The organism is Shewanella eurypsychrophilus (genome assembly GCF_007004545.3).
GTDB classification, from domain to species: Bacteria; Pseudomonadota; Gammaproteobacteria; order Enterobacterales; family Shewanellaceae; genus Shewanella; species Shewanella eurypsychrophilus.
Genome location: NZ_CP045503.2, coordinates 4,543,842 through 4,560,956 on the forward strand (window position 1 = coordinate 4,543,842; position 17,115 = coordinate 4,560,956).

The following is a 17,115-nucleotide window of genomic DNA, read 5'->3' on the forward strand; positions in this document are numbered from 1 at the left end:
TCATGCTTAACAATATCAAGCTTATCCTTTTCAGTCTGATTCATTTACCTTGCGCCTCAATCACTTCTTGCAACTGCTCTTTGAGCACATCATAGGGCACAAGACCTGGGATCACCTTGTCGCCAAAGATCATGCTAGGTGTGCCGCCGATACCTAAATCTCTCATTAGCTTTACATTGTCATGTACCATCTCAGCGACTCTCGCGTCTGTTTTACCTAACCAGTGTTCAGTGTCTGTTAGCTTAGCCACCTTGGCAATTGACGCTGAATCTAATCGACGCGGGCTCGACATCAACATATCTTTTAGTTTGATATATTTTTCAGGTTCATTAAGCCACACCGTTTGTGCTAACTCGACGGCCATCTTAGAGCCTTCACCTTGGAGCGGCACCATCTTGACGATGATTTTAAGCTGAGGAAACTCTTCAATCAGCTTATTAAGAGATGGTTCTATTTTCTTACAATAGGGGCAGTTAAAATCGGTAAAGTACACCATAGTGATCTCAGGGTTTTCAGCGCCCTTCCAAGGATCGCTCTTAGTCTCATACATGGCGCTATGGTTATCATCCAGAGCCGTCTGCTTGGCAGAGCTCGCACCTTGCTGCTCACGAGTCTGCAAAGCTATGATGGCTTCTTTCAAGAGTTCAGGATCATTGAGCAAGGCATCTTTAATAATCGCCCTCACATCTTGTTGCTGCTCAGTGCTTAGACTTGTTACTTCAGCATGGGCCGATGAGATAAAAGTGATTTGAGATGAGATAAATAGAATCGATGCGGTTATTCCTGAGACTGCAAACATCTGCAATTTACGCGATTGAAAAACCCTATTTGTCCAAGATATGCTCTTCGTTTTTGAATTCACACCTGATGTCACTGCTTTACTTGAAAATATCATATTAACTCCAATTTTTGGCCTCGATTAGCTTGCTAGCTAATCGCTGCCTTGTTCTAGTTTGCCTGCTCAGTGTTTGTTTACGCTCTAAACAAATCGGTCTAGAGCAGGCATGTTCTATAATCGACTACCTTGCAGAAGCACGTTCTATGGCTGCTAAGACATCTTTTGTCGATAAGATCACTGGCAGCTCAATACCCTTTGGTGCATTCGGGCCATAAACCACGTTAAATGGCACCCCAAAACGATTATGACTCTGCAAGTAGTTGGTGATCTGCTGGGAAGGAGTGGTCCAATCCCCTTTGATTAACAAGATATGCTCTTGCTTAAGGGCACTGTAAACAGGGTCCTGCAATATCACCCCAACCTTGTTGGCCTTACAGGTAATACACCAATCTGCCGTCACATCGACAAACACTGTTTTCCCCTGCGCAACCTGTTCTCGAATTAAGGTTTCACTCAATGGTGTCCAATCAAGATCCGTCGGTAAGGGCTTAGCCCATTGATCAGAGGTCATAAATGCGCTCACAGCAGCCAACATTAAGGTGACACTGAATGTGGCAATTACGGCTGAAACACCCACAGATTTAGCCATAAAAATGAAGAAGGTGAGCAAGAGTATTCCTGCAGCCACATATAGGTAACTCACAACTAAGAAGCTACTCAACAGGCTAATGAGCCACAAGCTAGTGATCAGCAATAACACCGAAAATATGACCTTAACCACACTCATCCAACGCCCAGGTTTTGGGAAGTAACTCGCCACCTGAGGAAACGCTGCCACCACTAACCAAGGCAGTGCCATACCGACAGCTAAGGCGGTAAATATGACAAACAAACTCAAAGTATCAGCGCCAAGAGCGAACGCCACAGCAGTTCCTAAGAAAGGTGCACTACACGGTGTGGCAAGCAAGGTGGCAAACATACCTTGCAGGAAATGGCCGCGATTATTATTACCGCCGGTCGTAGCAAGCTTAGTCTGAAAACTTGATGGTAGGTTAATCTCGAATGCACCCAACATGTTCAGTGCAAATACCGAAGTTACCAAGGCCATAAAACCGATAAACCAAGGATTTTGGAACTGCACCCCCCAGCCAATGGCCTGCCCTGTCAGCTTCAACATTAATATAAAGCCTGCTAACAACCAGAAAGAGACTAAAATACCCAATGCAGAGGCGATAAATTGCTGACGGATCTGATTTTTCTGTAGATCTGGCGCCGCAACCACCGAACTCAACTTCATCCCAAGCACAGGTAATACGCAAGGCATCACATTAAGGATCAATCCGCCCAGTAAGGCGAACATCAGGATAGTCAGCAATGAGCTGCCAGACTCTATGATTGTCGTCGCGCTAACAGATGCTGAATACTCCATGGCTCGATGACTGTCGACCACAGTGACATTCAAGGAGTTGCCAATTAACTCAGGTTCTCCAAGCCAGCTCTCTCCCTCAAAAATGAACGATAGCTGTTGACTGCCATCTTCATTTTTAATGGTGTTAGTGCTGACTAACTTAAAAATGGTGTCAGGCTCGCCGTCAATAATTATCTCAGGTCTCTGCCATTGCTCGTCATCCAAAACGACTTCAAGTTGTGACTTTGTACTGTCCCAGCCTAGCTGGATAGCAGACGATGAATCCGTTTCCGTTAACTTCTGTGGCACCTTAGAGAGCGCTTTATTATAGGCAAACATGGCGTCTGTATCGGCTCTGAGCGCACTCGGATTAATATCCAGATTTATCTCATAATCGGTGAGCACACAGATGGTGGTACAAGAAGACAAGGTGAACTTGCCATGTAACTGAGTATCCGCATTGATGTCATCTAATCTCAGCAATAACGGGAACACCACTTCACCTTGATAGCCAAACGTTTGCATACCGAGCAATGAAAACTTATCTGGAGCCGGCCATGACCAGTCAACCTGATTAAGGTTGCTAGACTTATCCCATTTTATGCTCGGCGCTATGCCGCCTTCACCGGGAGTGCGCCAATAGGTCTTCCAATCACCGTCTAACTTTACCTCTAACACAGCAGGCAAGGTTTTAGTTTCGGGATCTAGCTCCCCAGTGAGCATAAACCTCAGCTTAACTGGTGGATGATTGTCATTGGTCAGCCACCCAGTGGAAGCTGCAACAACTATCTGGCTGGCACTTAAAGAGATTAAGACACACAAAGCCAAGAATATTGATTTTATAAACTTCAATTGACTCTCCTATTTAACGTTAGCTGCAAACACTTAGGTGTAAATACCTTACTCAATTTCATATTCAATCTCACATTCAACCTATTTCTCGACCTATTATTCAACTTAATATCTACCATCATTTTCACTTTGAGAATCGCTCCATAATACGTTCCTTTGATGCCTGAATTAGCGCGTAATATCCAGGAACAAAGAAGGAGCCAATCAGTAATACGCTCAATAAGCCCCCCACTAAGGTAAACCCGATATTCTGTAATCCTACTGCGCCAGCGCCAGATGCAAATAGCAGAGGTGCGATACCTAGAATGAATGACCATGAAGTCATATTCACCGCTCTGAATCTCATGGCGCCACCTTGCTTGGCAGCCTCTGCAATAGATAAGCCCGCCTCACGTTTGAGCTTGGCAAACTCGACGATCAAGATGGCATTTTTTGCCGCCATGGCAATAAGTAAAACCAGACCAATCTGGGCATACAGACTAAGAGAGAAACCACTCAGTTTGAGCGCCAGCATGCCGCCTAAAATTGCGGTTGGTACCACCAAAATAATCGCAAAGGGCAGCGTCCAGCTTTCATACTGAGCCACCAGCAAGAGATAGATAAATATCAGTGCTAATCCAAAAGCATAGACAGCCATATTGCCAGCAAGCTTCTCTTGGTATGACAGGCCGCTCCATTCATAGGTATAGCCCTGAGGCAGAGACTCGGCGGCTACCCGCTCCATGGCAGACATGGCATCGCCCGTTGAAAAACCTGCCGCAGCCTGCCCTTGAATGATCACCGCGCCATACTTGTTATATCGCCAGATAATATCCGGAGCTAATGTTGGCTTAACGGAGACAAGCGTACTCAGTGGGATCATCTCTCCACTGTCACTTCTCACCTGATACCTGGCAATATCTTTTACTGACTCTCTAAATGCACCATCTGCCTGCAGGGTCACTTTAAATGACTTACCAAACTGAGAGAAATCATTGATATACAAAGAGCCCAGGTTAACTTGCAAGGTTAAGAACACCTCAGATAAAGGTACTCCGAGTTGTTTGGCTTTCAGTCTGTCTATATCCAAATAGTAATGTGGCACATTCGCCCGAAACGCACTAAACACCCCTTGTAATTCAGGCTCTTGATTAGCACGATTGATCAACTCTTGCATCACAGCACCAAGCTCGGCCTTATCCCGGCCTAAAGTGTCTTGCAGTGCAAACTCAAACCCTGTACCTGAGCCAATTCCAGGAATAGTAGGCGGTCCATAACTTATCACTTGTGCTTCAGGTAATTCAGCTTTGGCCCACTGTCCTACCCGATAAATGATCTCCTCGACGCCATTTTTACCTTCCATTGCAGCTCGCTTATCCCAATGGGCTAAGCTGACGAACATGCTAGCCGCATTTGACTGCATTGAACCCGATAAACCTGAATACCCTGATGATGAGGCAATATTCAACACTCCAGGCTCAGATTTGAGAAACGTTTCGACTTTGGTTATTACCTGCTCAGTACGACTCAGACTCGCCCCATCAGGCAAGATAACATTGACGAAAAATATGCCTTTATCTTCTTTGGGGACAAAGCTAGTGGAAGTCGACTGAACTAAATAACCCAATGCGGCTAATGCACCGAGGGACAGCACGACTAAAACAAAGCTTTTTCTGATCAATACCGAGGCTGTCTTGCTATAACTCGCCGTGACATTGTCAAAGAAGCGGTTAAAGCTTATATACCATTTCGGATAGTGTTGATCGCCCGGCTTTAATAACAAGGAACACAAGACAGGGCTCAAACTCAAGGCCACCACAGCCGACAGGATCAGTGAGAATATCAAAGTCATGGCAAATTGTTGATACATGATACCGGTGACGCCGGGCAGCAAGGTCACTGGAATAAACACGGCTAGCAAGACGAGCGTTGAGGTGATGATAGGGCCAGTAACCTGCTTCATTGCCTGCTCTGTTGCGGCTTTAGCGCTAAGCTTTCTATCCTGAGCCAGATTAGCTTCGACATTCTCAATCACCAAGATGGCATTATCCACCACGATCCCTATGGCAAGTATGAGTCCAAATAGAGTCACGGTATTGATGCCAAATCCCGCCGCTAACATTAGCGCAAAACTGCCGACTATCGAAATAGGAATGGCGATTAACGGCACTAATGTGGCTCTGATAGAGCCAAGAAACAGATAGGTCACTAACACCACTAAAATGACTGCCAGAACCAGTGTCCACAGCATGCCTTTAATCGACTCTTTAACAAACAGCGTAGTATCGACTTGAGTGTTATAGATCATGCCCTCAGGCATCAAGGCTTCCATCTCCTTAAGCACGACTTTTACCGCATCTGCCACTTCTATGGCATTAGCACCCGGCAAAGTGGTGACCTGGATTTGTGCCGACGGCTTACCGTCACTGATCCCCGCACCGACATAGTCCTGCTGCCCAAGTTCCACACTCGCTACATCTTTGAGATAAACCGTATTACCCGACTTATCCGCCCGCAAAATAACGTCTTCAAATTCCGCGACTGTCGATAGACGCCCCTGAGTCAGCAACGAATATTGTAATTCGAGCGGCTTATCGTTTGGCCTTGCGCCGACACTGCCTAGTGGCGCTTGAATATTTTGCTCAAGCAACGCCTGCTGCACATCAGAAGCGGTAATATTCAGGTGAGCCATCTTATCTGGGTTTAACCACATACGCATACTGAGAAAACGATTACCGTACAATATCGACTCAGAAACCCCCTTAATTCGGGTCAGCTTATCTGTGACCTGCAACGCCACAAAGCTAGACAAAACCTGCTCACTTAATTGGCCATCAGTCGATGTAAAATCGATCATGATAAGGATATCAGGCGAGTATTTTTTCACACTTAAGCCATTGGCCAATACTTCTGAAGGAAGCAGTGGTTCGGCTAAGGCGAGACGGTTTTGCAAATTAACCTGAGCAATGTTGGGATCAGTACCGACCTCAAAAGTCACAGATAAACGATAAGTACCATCGTTACTGCTTTTAGAACTCATGTAGATCATATCTTCGACGCCATTGATGGCATCTTCGATCGGTCTGGCAATCGTCTCCTCAACCACAGCAGAACTCGCCCCACGCATCGACGCCGTCACCTGTACTTGTGGCGGTGTGATAACAGGAAATTGTGACACAGCCAAATTAGGTATCGCGATGATCCCAGCTAAGGTAATAATCAAAGACAGAACGATGGCAAACTTTGGCCTATCGAGAAAAAATTGACTGTTCATGCGCCAGCCACCATCAGTTGTGAATTAACGGCATCGACCAGCTTAGCATTAACCAATGATCCCGTTTTTATCTGCTGTAGCCCATGAGTGATCACCACCTCATCTGCCATCACCCCAGTGTTAACGATAATCAGGTTACCGACTAGCTCACCGATATCTATGTTTCTGCGCTCAACTAATGCATCTTCGCCCACGACAAAAACATAGAAGCCGCTTAAATCTTGCAGCAAGGCTCGTTGTGGCACCAAGAGCACAGACTCAGCAAGACTCTCTTTCACAGTAAGCTCAACATATTGCCCAGGTAATAACAGCTGCTTTTGATTATCAAATTCGGCGCGAACAGCAACTGTGCCCATCGATTTATCGACACGGTTGCCTAGATACGTGATCTCACCGATTTCGGAAAACGCTTCACCTGAATCAAAGAACAATGAGACGGAAGGCAAATCTGCCCCTGTGGCCCGTATCTTCTTTTTGGCTTGGTGGAAAACCCTTTCACTCACCTGAAAACTGACATCAATTGGCGACACAGTCACCAAGTCAGCAAGTGCTTCACTCGACGGGGAGACCAATTCACCAAGCGCAACTTTACTGTTACTGATCCGCCCCGAAAACGGTGCTCTTATTTGGGTATAATCCAGTTCTGTTTGCGCCAACTGAATTTGTGCTTTTGCCGACGTAATCTGCGCTTGAGCCAACTGCTCAGCAGCCAATAATCCATCGACTTCTGCTGCACTTATCGAAGAACCAGGCAATAAAGATATCCCACGTTTATAGTCGAGCTTAGCCACATTCAAGTTAGCATCGGCGCTAGCTAACAGAGATTTTGCCTGTGCCAGTTTTGCCAAGTAACGGCTATCATCGAGTGAAAATAAAAGCTCACCTTGGGCAACTATATCGCCCTCTTTAAAATGCTTTGACATCAGATACCCTGTGGCTTGAGCTTGCAGAGCCACATCTTCTTGGGCCGCGACCCTACCTTTAATTTGAAAGTTGTGATGATGTTCATGTGCTATGACTCTGACCGCCTTCACGGCGACAGCTGTGGCCTCTAGACTTTTGCTTGCGTCAGCATAAACGCTGCTAGGAAAAGCCAAGCTAACCAAAGGCGCCGTCATACATGTGCTAACTAACAAAATTTTATTTAATTTCAAAACAACCTCAACTCCCGTCAATGACGAGCTAGCCTGCTAAGGCCTCACCTTGGGTGATGGCTCTTATGCAGTAAATATCTGCAGAGTAGAAATACCTTGCGTGTGCTACGTGTGCTGAGATAGTTCTCTAATAACACTGGCAATAGTCAAATTAGTCATTATTTAATGACTGGAAACTTAACACTCAGGCCAATGTTGAAGCCTAAGTCCAGATACAGTCATGTTTAAAGAGGGACTAACTTGACTCAATAACTGCTAATAAGCGTCATTTCAGTGAGCTATCTCTTATACCAATCGGTATGAGTACAACAGGTGAGTTTTTATTCTTGAAAGCGGCACAGTGAGAGATGTATCCGCCTGGGTTTAGCATGGTTGCTAGGCGTTGGAGATCGTGTAATAACACGATAAGCGAGGGGAAGTAGTGGCAGTAAAAACAGTAAAACTAAAAACGGTAGGCTACTCGGAGCATCCATGCATACTCGCATAGACTTTTCTGACAGTTCGCAGGTTTTAAATTCAAATGCCTTAAGTTCATTGCCTTGAGCTAACTCGTTAGCATTAGCGCTAACATGCATACTGGCAAGTGATTCTTGAGTAACATTTGCTGCGAGTGAAGTAGCCGTTGTCCCATGCGTACTCTGTTGCTTGAGTAGCAAGTTAAGAATTCCACTATTTTGAGTCAAACAGAACAAGGTCAGTATGGTAAACACCAATACTGTCCAACGATTTCCGGTTTGATTAGCAAAAAACTGATTAATGAATAAAATCCTTTCTGAAAACTTGAATTTAAAATCTGGCTCATAAATGCAACACCAGAGCATGGGCTAGGCAATAGACCCAAAGCACACACGATGGATAAGACCGGACAAAGTCAAAAATAGTTCATAAAAATTGAAATTATTTTCTCAAGCGATTTTCATTCTCACTAAATGAATAAAAAACAATCTATTGCATAACAGGAATGCATATTTTAAGTTATCTTTATAAGGTCAAATATTCGTCAGACTTATCATTAAAATAATGAGGTGGTTCTTTAAAGCCAATAAAACAGACCTTTAAAGCCAAAGTGCTTCAGCCGTAGATCGTCACCATCCTAAGTCGTTCAGTAAGCACCCTGACAGTTCCTAAGGAGAAGGCATGAATAAACCTATCATTGCAGACAATAAACCTAAAAAAGTTGAACTTAGCAAAGGACAAGAATATTATTTTTGCGCCTGTGGCCAATCCAAAAAACAACCATTTTGCGACGGTTCCCACGCTGGCACCTCTTTTAAGCCTAAGGCTTTTACCGCCGAACAAGATGGTGATGCCTTTTTATGCGCCTGTAAACACACGGCAAACGCGCCCTTTTGCGATGGCAGCCATAAGCAGTTCACCGCTAAACAAGTCGGCAAAGAGGGCCCCGGTCTGAATAGCACTTCAGCAGGTAATACCGTTCCTGTCGCCAAAGCCACACTCGAAGAGCCTACGGTAGAGTTTATTCATCAGCTAGCCCGCGATGGTTTATCTAAACTGGGTCACCATGGCCCCATGACTTCCATGGGCGTCCCCCGTCATCTACTGCCTCACTGGGATGACATACAGATAATGACCGCCCAGATGGCTACTAAGCCTCTACAAGAAGACCAAGAGGTATCAACCGAACTTATTATCGGCCCCCAAGCTCGCAAACCGCTCAAACTTAAGATCCCATTGTTTGTTTCAGATATGAGTTTTGGTGCTCTATCTGAAGAAGCAAAAACCTCACTCGCCATCGGAGCCGAACTAGCCGGCACGGGTATATGCTCAGGCGAAGGCGGCATGTTACCCGAAGAGCAGGCACAAAATTCACGCTACTTCTATGAACTCGCCAGTGCTCAGTTTGGTTATAAAGAAGAGTTACTCCACTCGATACAGGCCTTTCACTTCAAAGGCGGTCAAGGCGCCAAAACAGGCACAGGCGGACATCTCCCTGGTATCAAGAATCAGGGCAAGATATCCCAAGTTCGTGGTATCCCCGAAGGCCAGCCCGCTATTTCTCCACCCACCTTTCAAACACTGAGCAGTTCATGTGAATTTAAACGCTTTGCCGATCGCGTACGTGAAGTTAGCGGCGGCGTTCCCATCGGCTTTAAACTCAGTGCCAATCATATCGAGCGCGATATTCAATTTGCCTTAGATGCCACCGCCGACTACATCATTCTCGATGGGCGAGGCGGCGGCACAGGCGCTGCGCCTGAGATGTTTCGCGATCATATCAGTGTGCCAACCATTCCTGCGCTAGCTCGTGCACGTCGCTACTTGGATGAAAAAGGTGCCAGCGGAAAAGTCACCTTAATCATCACTGGTGGAATACGGGTGCCCATGGATTTTGTTAAAGCCATGGCTCTGGGTGCTGATGGGGTGGCGATCTCCAATAGCGCTATGCAAGCCATCGGCTGCGTTGCCGCTCGGATGTGTAACACCAACAACTGTCCGGCAGGCATTGCCACCCAAAACGCGGATCTGCGTCAGCGCCTCAATATAGACAAGTCTTCACAGCAATTAGCCAACTTTTTCAATGCATCGGTCGAGTTAATGCAAGTGATGGCCCGCGCCTGCGGCCATCATAAACTGAGTGATTTTAACAAGGATGATTTAGCCACCTGGCACAGAGAGATGGCACTATTATCAGGCATTAATTATGCAGGATTTACGTCACTGGATTAAATGGTTTTCCCGCCTAAGTTAACCCACTTGAACCCACCTAAGAATAAAGGTGGGTTTTCATTTTCAGCATTGGTTCATTTGGTATTGGCTGGTATTTTTGAAGTTAGTCACTTCATAGTTAGTCACTTAATCGTTATCTAACGCTTCCCATCGCACCTCACTCTTAAAAATTAGTGACGGCAGTCGAAAATTCGATAATTAATAGGTAAACCGAACAGGAAAATAAATATCACTCACTACTAGCTACAGCTCCCGACCATTCAGGGATAATTAGGCAGGTGACTAGACATGAGCTGATACATAAAACACCTTGATAACGAAACGCCTACACAACTAACTAAACCCTCCATATTTTTACATCTTCACACATATAAACCGTACTCCGCTTGGTTTAATATCTGTCCAAGTTTAACTGAGCAACCTATTGAGAAATGAACTATAAAATTGTAATCCCTGCGCGTATGGACTCAACTCGCTTACCGGGTAAACCCCTTAAGTTAATTGCCGGTAAGCCTATGATCTGGCATGTCTATCAACGAGCTCTAGAAACAGGGGTGGGCAGGGACAATATTATCATTGCAACTGACAACAAAACGATATTCAACATTGCCAGTGAGTTCGGTGCTCAAGCAGTAATGACATCGGTTCATCACTCTAGCGGAACCGACCGCTGTACTGAAGTTGCGGAGATCTTAGCTTGGAACGAAAAGCAGATAGTAGTGAACTTGCAAGGGGATGAACCACTGGTTCCTGCACAGCATATCGAGCTAGTTGCCTCTACACTATTTAACTCCACTTTGGCGGGAATGGCGACACTTGGCTGCCCAATAAAAAATCAAACTGAGTTGGATGATCCAAACTGTGTAAAGTTGCTTTCTGATCATAGTGATAAAGCGATAATCTTCACTCGCTCACCCATGTCATCCCACTCAACAGCACATAAACTCGACCAGCAAGCGAGTAACGATGAGTTTACTACACCCTGGAAGAGACATATCGGCATGTACGCTTACCATGTAGGGACATTGAAAAACTTAAAGTTGCTACCTAGCACTCATATTGAGCAGTTAGAGCGCCTTGAGCAACTAAAAGCCCTCTGGCATGGTATCCATATTCAGGTGGCAAATATTCAACAAGCCCCGGGTCATGGCGTGGATACTCCCGAGGATCTCAATAGAGTAAGAGCAGTCTTAGAGATGGCTGTTTAGAAGCAGCGATGTAAAATAGCAGGAAGCGATTCCTGCTATTTTAGTTATTTTAGTTATTTGAGCTAAGAGCTGGATCCTGAAACAAGTTCAGGATGACAGCTCAAACTTACCGCTTTCTAAACTCAGACTTGAACTCGAGACTCGTCACATCTCAGTCCTAGCCTGACCTTATCACTTACAGCTTTCTCAGCCCTAGCTTGACCTTATCACTTACAACTTTCTCAGCCCTGTCTTGAGCTTATGGCTGCTTTACCCCAACCTTCTTCTGAGCACCTTTGTCGCTTGTACTAGATTCTTAAGGGCTGGCTCTACTTCATCCCATGTACGTGTCTTCAATCCACAATCTGGGTTTACCCATAACTGGCGTACGGCAATTTTATCGGCTGCTTTTTCGATTAGCTCTACAATTTCATCAACTGTTGGTGTGTTAGGCGAGTGAATATCGTAAACACCTGGACCAATTTCATTCGGGTATTCGAAGTCTTCAAAGGCTGACAGTAACTCCATGCGTGAGCGTGAGGTCTCAATGGTGATCACATCGGCGTCCATAGCCGCTATCGCTGCGATAGTTTCATTGAACTCGCTGTAACACATATGAGTATGGATCTGCGTCTCATCGGTGACACCTGCGGCGCTAAGCTTAAAAGCGTCCACCGCCCACTTGAGGTAAGCATCCCAATCACTCTTTTTCAAAGGCAGACCTTCACGGAAAGCTGGCTCATCGATTTGAATGATACCGATACCTGCATTTTGCAAATCGACGACTTCATCACGAATGGCCAAACCGATTTGAGTCGCTATCTGCTCACGGCTAATATCTTCACGAGCAAATGACCAATGCAGAATAGTTACCGGACCCGTTAGCATGCCCTTAACTGGCTTATCGGTTAGGCTCTGTGCATACTCAGCCCACTCAACAGTCATAGGCGTTGGACGTGATACATCTCCATAAATCAGTGGCGGTTTAACACAACGAGAGCCGTAACTCTGAACCCAGCCGAACTGAGTGAATGCGAAACCTTGTAACTGCTCACCGAAATACTCGACCATGTCGTTACGCTCAGCTTCACCATGAACCAGTACATCTATCCCTAGTTTAAGCTGACGCTCAACAGTGTCTCTAGTCACCTGACGTAGTTGATCATTGTAAAAGTCTTCGCTGATCTCACCTTTACGCCAGCGACTACGCAAGCCTCGAATAGCGGGAGTCTGCGGGAATGAGCCTATGGTTGTTGTTGGTAATAAAGGCAGTTGGTATTTTTGCTGCTGAACGCTCTGACGATTAACGAACTGAGTATCACGTTCATAGTCATCACTGTTAAGCGCGACAACACGGTCAATAACTTGCTTGTCTGCCGATGCTTCACGGGCATCACGCCTTGCAACACACGTTGCCACAATCGCATCAATTTCGGCTTTATCACTGCTGCTTTTTGGCGTGCTAAGCAGCGCTTTTAACTGAGTCAGCTCGGTAAGTTTCTGCTTAGCGAATGAAAGCTGTTGTTTAAGGGCTGGAGCCAGCTCAGTTTCAACATCGAGATCCACTGGGCTATGAAGCAATGAACAAGAAGGTGCTATCCAGACTCGTCCCTGAAGATCGTTGACTACAGAGCCGATACGCTCGGCAATCAAGTCAATATCTGCAGCCCAAACATTACGGCCATTGATAACGCCTAAAGAGAGTACCTGCTCAGGCTGCAGGTTTGCTGCAAATTCGCTAAGTTGCTCAGGAGCAGTAACCAAATCTAAGTGCAGACCAGCAACAGGCAGAGAAGAAACTAAGGCTTGATGATGAGCAATAGTGCCGTAGTAGCTCGCAAGTAAGACGTTTACTGGCGCATCTTTAAGTGCTTCATAGGTCGATGTTATAGCAGCTTGCCAATCGGCTTCTAGCTCAAGGGCTAGAATAGGCTCTTCGAGTTGCACCCACTCCACACCTTGCTCACTGAAACGGGCCAAGAGTTCTGCATAGGTCTTAATGAGCTTAGGCAGTAGTGAAAGTTTATCGAAATCGCTACCAACCGCTTTGGATAAAAACAGGTAAGACACCGGGCCTAACAGTACAGGTTTGGCGGCATAGCCTAATGCTTTTGCTTCTTCAACCTCTTCAAAAAACTGCTCATAGGCCAGGCTAAACTCCTGATCTACAGTCAGCTCTGGCACTATGTAGTGATAGTTAGTATTGAAATACTTGGTCATTTCACCGGCGGGGGCATCCTTACCCGATGGCGCACGGCCTCGAGCGACTCGAAACAAGGTATCTAAGTCGACCTTGTTAGCGTCAATGCCTTCATTGCGGTGACGCAATGGAATCGCGTTTAACGTCGCGCTTAATGTCAAAACCTGATCATAGAAAGCGAAATCACCAACAGGTAACAAAGAAACACCAGCCTGTGCCTGCCACTCCCAGTGAGTGCGACGCAACTCTTTAGCCACCAGCTTAAGCTCAGCCTGACTGATCTCGCCACGCCAGTATTTCTCCTGAGCAAATTTAAGCTCGCGCTGGCGACCGATTCTTGGAAAACCTAAGTTCGCTATCTGTATCGCTTTCGAAGTTTGCATATTGTATACCTTTTTGCTTTAATATGAGCAGAATTCAGAGTAAACGCGTAAAAGTGTTATCTGCAATCTTGGTGATTTAACATCTATCGATGCAAACACAAATGGGCGTCTGGACGTCTAGAAGTTTATTGTGATAGGCTATCTTCTGACAAACGAATTGATTTCAAGCGCAACATGAGCAAAATTCATGTTATGACAAAGTGGGTATATTATGATTGAGCTTAGACACTTACGAACACTAGTAGCCTTAAAGGAGACGGGAAGTCTTGCTGGTGCAGCCAAAAAACGCTTCGTCACTCAGTCAGCACTTTCTCATCAGATTAAAGAGTTAGAGACCCGAATTAACTCATCAATTTTTATCAGAAAGAGTAAACCTCTCTCTTTTACCCAAGAAGGTGCCAGACTGCTTAATCTGGCAGAAGAGATACTGCCCAAGGTGGTCGAAACAGAATATGACCTTAAGCAAGGCCTTAATGACGAGCTCAATCGGTTAGGCGTTGGTATCGAGTGTCATAGTTGCTTTCGTTGGCTAATGCCGGTTATGGAGCAATTCAGAGACGCTCACCCAGGCGTAAATTTAGACCTGTCCAGTCGTCACCTGTTTGACTCACTCAACGCCTTGGAAGTGGGTGAATTGGATGTGGTGCTGACTTCAGACCCGGTACCGGGGCAGTCTATCGCCTATCAACATCTTTTTGATTTTGAGGTTAAGCTGGTTGTCGCCAATGATCACCCGTTAGCGCAACAGGAATATGTCACCCCTAAGCAGCTTGAGAGACAGTCAATTATCAGCTATCCAGTACCCTTACAACGTTTGGATCTCTATCGTCACTTTCTTGAACCTGCCGGAGTTGAAGCGGGCGAACAGATCAGCTGTGATCTCACCATGATGCTTCTACAGCGTATCGCTTGCAAAGATGGTGTCGCCGCCCTGCCAACCTGGTCAATCAGCGAATCTTATGGCCTAAATTTAACGTCAGTAAAACTTGGCCCTGAAGGCTTAAAGCGACCACTGTTTGGTGCATACCGAAGGGATAGTTCTAGCGCAAGAATGGCACAACAATGGTTAAAGCTGGTCGCAAAAGAGGGCTTAGCGAAACAGCATAAGTTAAATTAAATGAAGTCACGAAATCCTAGGCTCTAGTATTGAGTTGCTAGGATCTTGCTATAAAGACAGGGCTAAGAGAGTTGCGAGCTACAGCCTGATGCTCGTAACTCGCGTCTCGATACTCGAACCTTCTCTTACAAAGGCTTCAGTAGTTGATTTCTCATTGATAGCACTCGTCTTAGCACTAAACCTGGAGAGTTTGGATTTCTGGTCTGACGCAAATTATGCGCAACCATAAACTCATCTTTTAGCTCATCATCTAAGCCTAAAGATTCAAATGCTTCTATGGTCAGAGTCTGCTTCTGATTGTCAATCAGTGACTTAATGATACTCAGTGGGAAAGACTCTTCAGATTCAGCGTTTAAGAAGGCAAATGCAGTTAGCGCTATAATCTCACCGAAAACACTAAATAACGCCAAGGTTTGCACTTCATCCGGGTTGATATCGACCCCTTCCATATTATGCAGACTATCAACCGCACCAGCCGCAATACTCTCGGTCAATGACCAATAACCTTGTACTAACTTTTTATACGGCTGCGGCAGTTCATCCAGACGCTCTTTCAAATAGAAGGTAAACGCATAACGGTATATGTTCACTTGGCCTAAACGTATCAAGGCGTCTTTTAATGAGCGGTTCTTCGTTGTGACACCGGCACCGCTAATCGCCGAGTTACTGCGCCAAAGCATATGAGCCGCAAGTGCGGGATCTGAGGAGACAATATCGATGACATTGCGGATATCACCATCGGCAATAATTGCTTTTTTTAATGGGATCAATATTCCGCGGCGACCGATCACCTGCTCTTCATTGCTAATAATTGCACGTACTTGAGTGAATACTTGGTGCTCAAGATCTGTCATGGGGAGTTTTAACCTACATTTAATATTTTGGTACAACACCAATTGTTATCAGGGGAATTTACCCATAAAAAGGCCACTATGGTCAAGTTGATTTCACTAAAATGAAAACTTTAACTCTATTTATCTGCTCAAGGTCAGATAACCAAGAGAGATCCACCGAGTTTGTAACAGAACTGAGCGATATCAACCATTTTATAAGAAGCAAAATTCAATCTAAAATCAGAAATTGTTCAACACTATTACTGAAAATCATAGATTCAATGCTTTCAAACCCTACATGGATCTATTATAACGCACCAGACTCACCGAGTCGTTGGTAAATAGACTCAGCTAATGAGCGATAACCCGCATTATTAAGGTGAATCGTATCAGACTTCATCGATGGACTTTTTAACAAGTCAGTCAAGGCGTCTTCAATGAGAATCACATCATAAGTTTCTGCTAACTCAGAGTAGAAATCTGCAGCAGAAAGAAAGATACTTTTTTTCGGTACAGCAATGAGCACTACGGGTATTGACTTAGCCTGTGCCAGTTTAATCATCTTTGCCAAATTAGATTTGGTCTTAGCTGGATCGTGATTTCGCAGAAAATCATTGCCGCCTTCGAGTAAAATGAGTAACTCAGGTGTTCCTTGATCAAGTAAGCCTTCCAACCTAAGTAAACCCTGAGTCGTGGTCTCTCCTGATACGCCAGCATTGATCACAGTCAAGCCAGTCAGCTTTGACAACACTGCAGGATAATCACCACCATCACTTGCCCCTTTGCCGTAGGTGAGGCTGTCACCAAAAGCTAAAATCCGAGCATTATCTGATAACGCAGGAATACTCACTTTCGAGCAAGCTTGCAAAAATAGCAGCAAAAAAAGAACGAGTATTCGAGTCGAAATACGACATATCAACTGACGTTTCATCAATAAACCTCAAACATAAAGGGTTTCGAATTAATAATACCAGTTCTATTAAATAAGTAATCATTCAGCGGGAATTAAAAATGCTGTAGGCAAGTAAGGGGATCGAAGCTAATAGTTATTCTATATCGAGAGCCACTTACGCGGCATAAAGCGCTTTAAACCCGCACTACGTGAGCTTCTCAGAACTTTTACTTCTGCGTTGCACTGCCTTTAAAGGGAATCACCATTTCTTCAGCAATGCGCCTTGAATTTAAAGCTCTGAGAAAGCTCT

The 17,115-nt window shown here is 45.2% G+C and carries 11 protein-coding genes; 3 read left to right on the forward strand and 8 right to left on the reverse strand.

Going from position 1 to position 17,115, the window contains the following annotated elements; genetic code table 11:
- Positions 1-40: 40 nt before the first annotated feature.
- The 5 genes from FM038_RS19455 to FM038_RS19475 form a co-directional block, all read right to left on the reverse strand.
- The gene (locus FM038_RS19455) at positions 41-799 is read right to left on the reverse strand and encodes a DsbA family protein (RefSeq protein WP_223293101.1); all 759 of its coding nucleotides are present in this window, start codon (positions 797-799) and stop codon (positions 41-43) included.
- 220 nt (positions 800-1,019) lie between these two features.
- Positions 1,020-3,098 (reverse strand): protein-disulfide reductase DsbD family protein, encoded by a 2,079-nt coding sequence (locus FM038_RS19460; protein WP_419555601.1) that lies wholly within the window; start codon positions 3,096-3,098, stop codon positions 1,020-1,022.
- A gap of 124 nt (positions 3,099-3,222) precedes the next feature.
- Positions 3,223-6,351 (reverse strand): efflux RND transporter permease subunit, encoded by a 3,129-nt coding sequence (locus tag FM038_RS19465; RefSeq protein ID WP_142871610.1) that lies wholly within the window; start codon positions 6,349-6,351, stop codon positions 3,223-3,225.
- The gene (locus FM038_RS19470) at positions 6,348-7,505 is read right to left on the reverse strand and encodes an efflux RND transporter periplasmic adaptor subunit (protein ID WP_142871609.1); all 1,158 of its coding nucleotides are present in this window, start codon (positions 7,503-7,505) and stop codon (positions 6,348-6,350) included. The genes FM038_RS19465 and FM038_RS19470 overlap by 4 nt, the downstream gene beginning before the upstream one ends.
- 320 nt (positions 7,506-7,825) lie before the next feature.
- Positions 7,826-8,218, reverse strand: coding sequence for a hypothetical protein (locus tag FM038_RS19475; RefSeq protein WP_142871608.1), 393 nt, complete (start codon positions 8,216-8,218; stop codon positions 7,826-7,828).
- Between the two features lie 424 nt (positions 8,219-8,642).
- On the opposite strand from FM038_RS19475, the gene FM038_RS19480 reads away from it, so the two are divergent.
- Positions 8,643-10,193, forward strand: coding sequence for a glutamate synthase-related protein (locus FM038_RS19480; RefSeq protein ID WP_142871607.1), 1,551 nt, complete (start codon positions 8,643-8,645; stop codon positions 10,191-10,193).
- A gap of 431 nt (positions 10,194-10,624) precedes the next feature.
- Positions 10,625-11,401: a 3-deoxy-manno-octulosonate cytidylyltransferase gene (gene kdsB / locus FM038_RS19485; RefSeq protein ID WP_142871606.1), complete on the forward strand. Its 777-nt coding sequence runs from the start codon at positions 10,625-10,627 to the stop codon at positions 11,399-11,401.
- 249 nt (positions 11,402-11,650) lie between these two features.
- Here kdsB and metE read toward each other — a convergent pair whose 3' ends face one another.
- Positions 11,651-13,945, reverse strand: coding sequence for a 5-methyltetrahydropteroyltriglutamate--homocysteine S-methyltransferase (gene metE / locus FM038_RS19490; RefSeq protein ID WP_185965732.1), 2,295 nt, complete (start codon positions 13,943-13,945; stop codon positions 11,651-11,653).
- A 229-nt stretch (positions 13,946-14,174) separates the two neighbouring features.
- Between metE and FM038_RS19495 the strand changes: the two genes are divergently transcribed.
- Positions 14,175-15,080, forward strand: coding sequence for a LysR family transcriptional regulator (locus tag FM038_RS19495; protein WP_142871604.1), 906 nt, complete (start codon positions 14,175-14,177; stop codon positions 15,078-15,080).
- Positions 15,081-15,205: 125 nt separating this feature from the next.
- On the opposite strand, the gene FM038_RS19500 is transcribed toward FM038_RS19495, so the two are convergent.
- Both FM038_RS19500 and FM038_RS19505 read right to left on the reverse strand, forming a co-directional pair.
- Entirely contained in the window at positions 15,206-15,934 is a 729-nt protein-coding gene (locus tag FM038_RS19500) for an HDOD domain-containing protein (RefSeq protein ID WP_142871603.1), read from the reverse strand.
- Positions 15,935-16,220: 286 nt separating this feature from the next.
- On the reverse strand, positions 16,221-16,844 hold the full coding sequence (locus FM038_RS19505; protein ID WP_142871602.1) for an arylesterase: 624 nt from the start codon (positions 16,842-16,844) through the stop codon (positions 16,221-16,223).
- Positions 16,845-17,115: the final 271 nt, after the last annotated feature.

What these genes read in the sequence shown, in the direction of transcription:
- FM038_RS19455 (WP_223293101.1), bottom strand. Translation starts at nt 799, where the DNA reads ATGTTTGCAGTCTCAGGAATAACCGCATCGATTCTATTTATCTCATCT.
- FM038_RS19465 (WP_142871610.1), bottom strand. Translation starts at nt 6,351, where the DNA reads ATGAACAGTCAATTTTTTCTCGATAGGCCAAAGTTTGCCATCGTTCTG.
- FM038_RS19480 (WP_142871607.1), top strand. Translation starts at nt 8,643, where the DNA reads ATGAATAAACCTATCATTGCAGACAATAAACCTAAAAAAGTTGAACTT.
- kdsB (WP_142871606.1), top strand. Translation starts at nt 10,625, where the DNA reads ATGAACTATAAAATTGTAATCCCTGCGCGTATGGACTCAACTCGCTTA.
- FM038_RS19495 (WP_142871604.1), top strand. Translation starts at nt 14,175, where the DNA reads ATGATTGAGCTTAGACACTTACGAACACTAGTAGCCTTAAAGGAGACG.
- FM038_RS19500 (WP_142871603.1), bottom strand. Translation starts at nt 15,934, where the DNA reads ATGACAGATCTTGAGCACCAAGTATTCACTCAAGTACGTGCAATTATT.
- FM038_RS19505 (WP_142871602.1), bottom strand. Translation starts at nt 16,844, where the DNA reads ATGAAACGTCAGTTGATATGTCGTATTTCGACTCGAATACTCGTTCTT.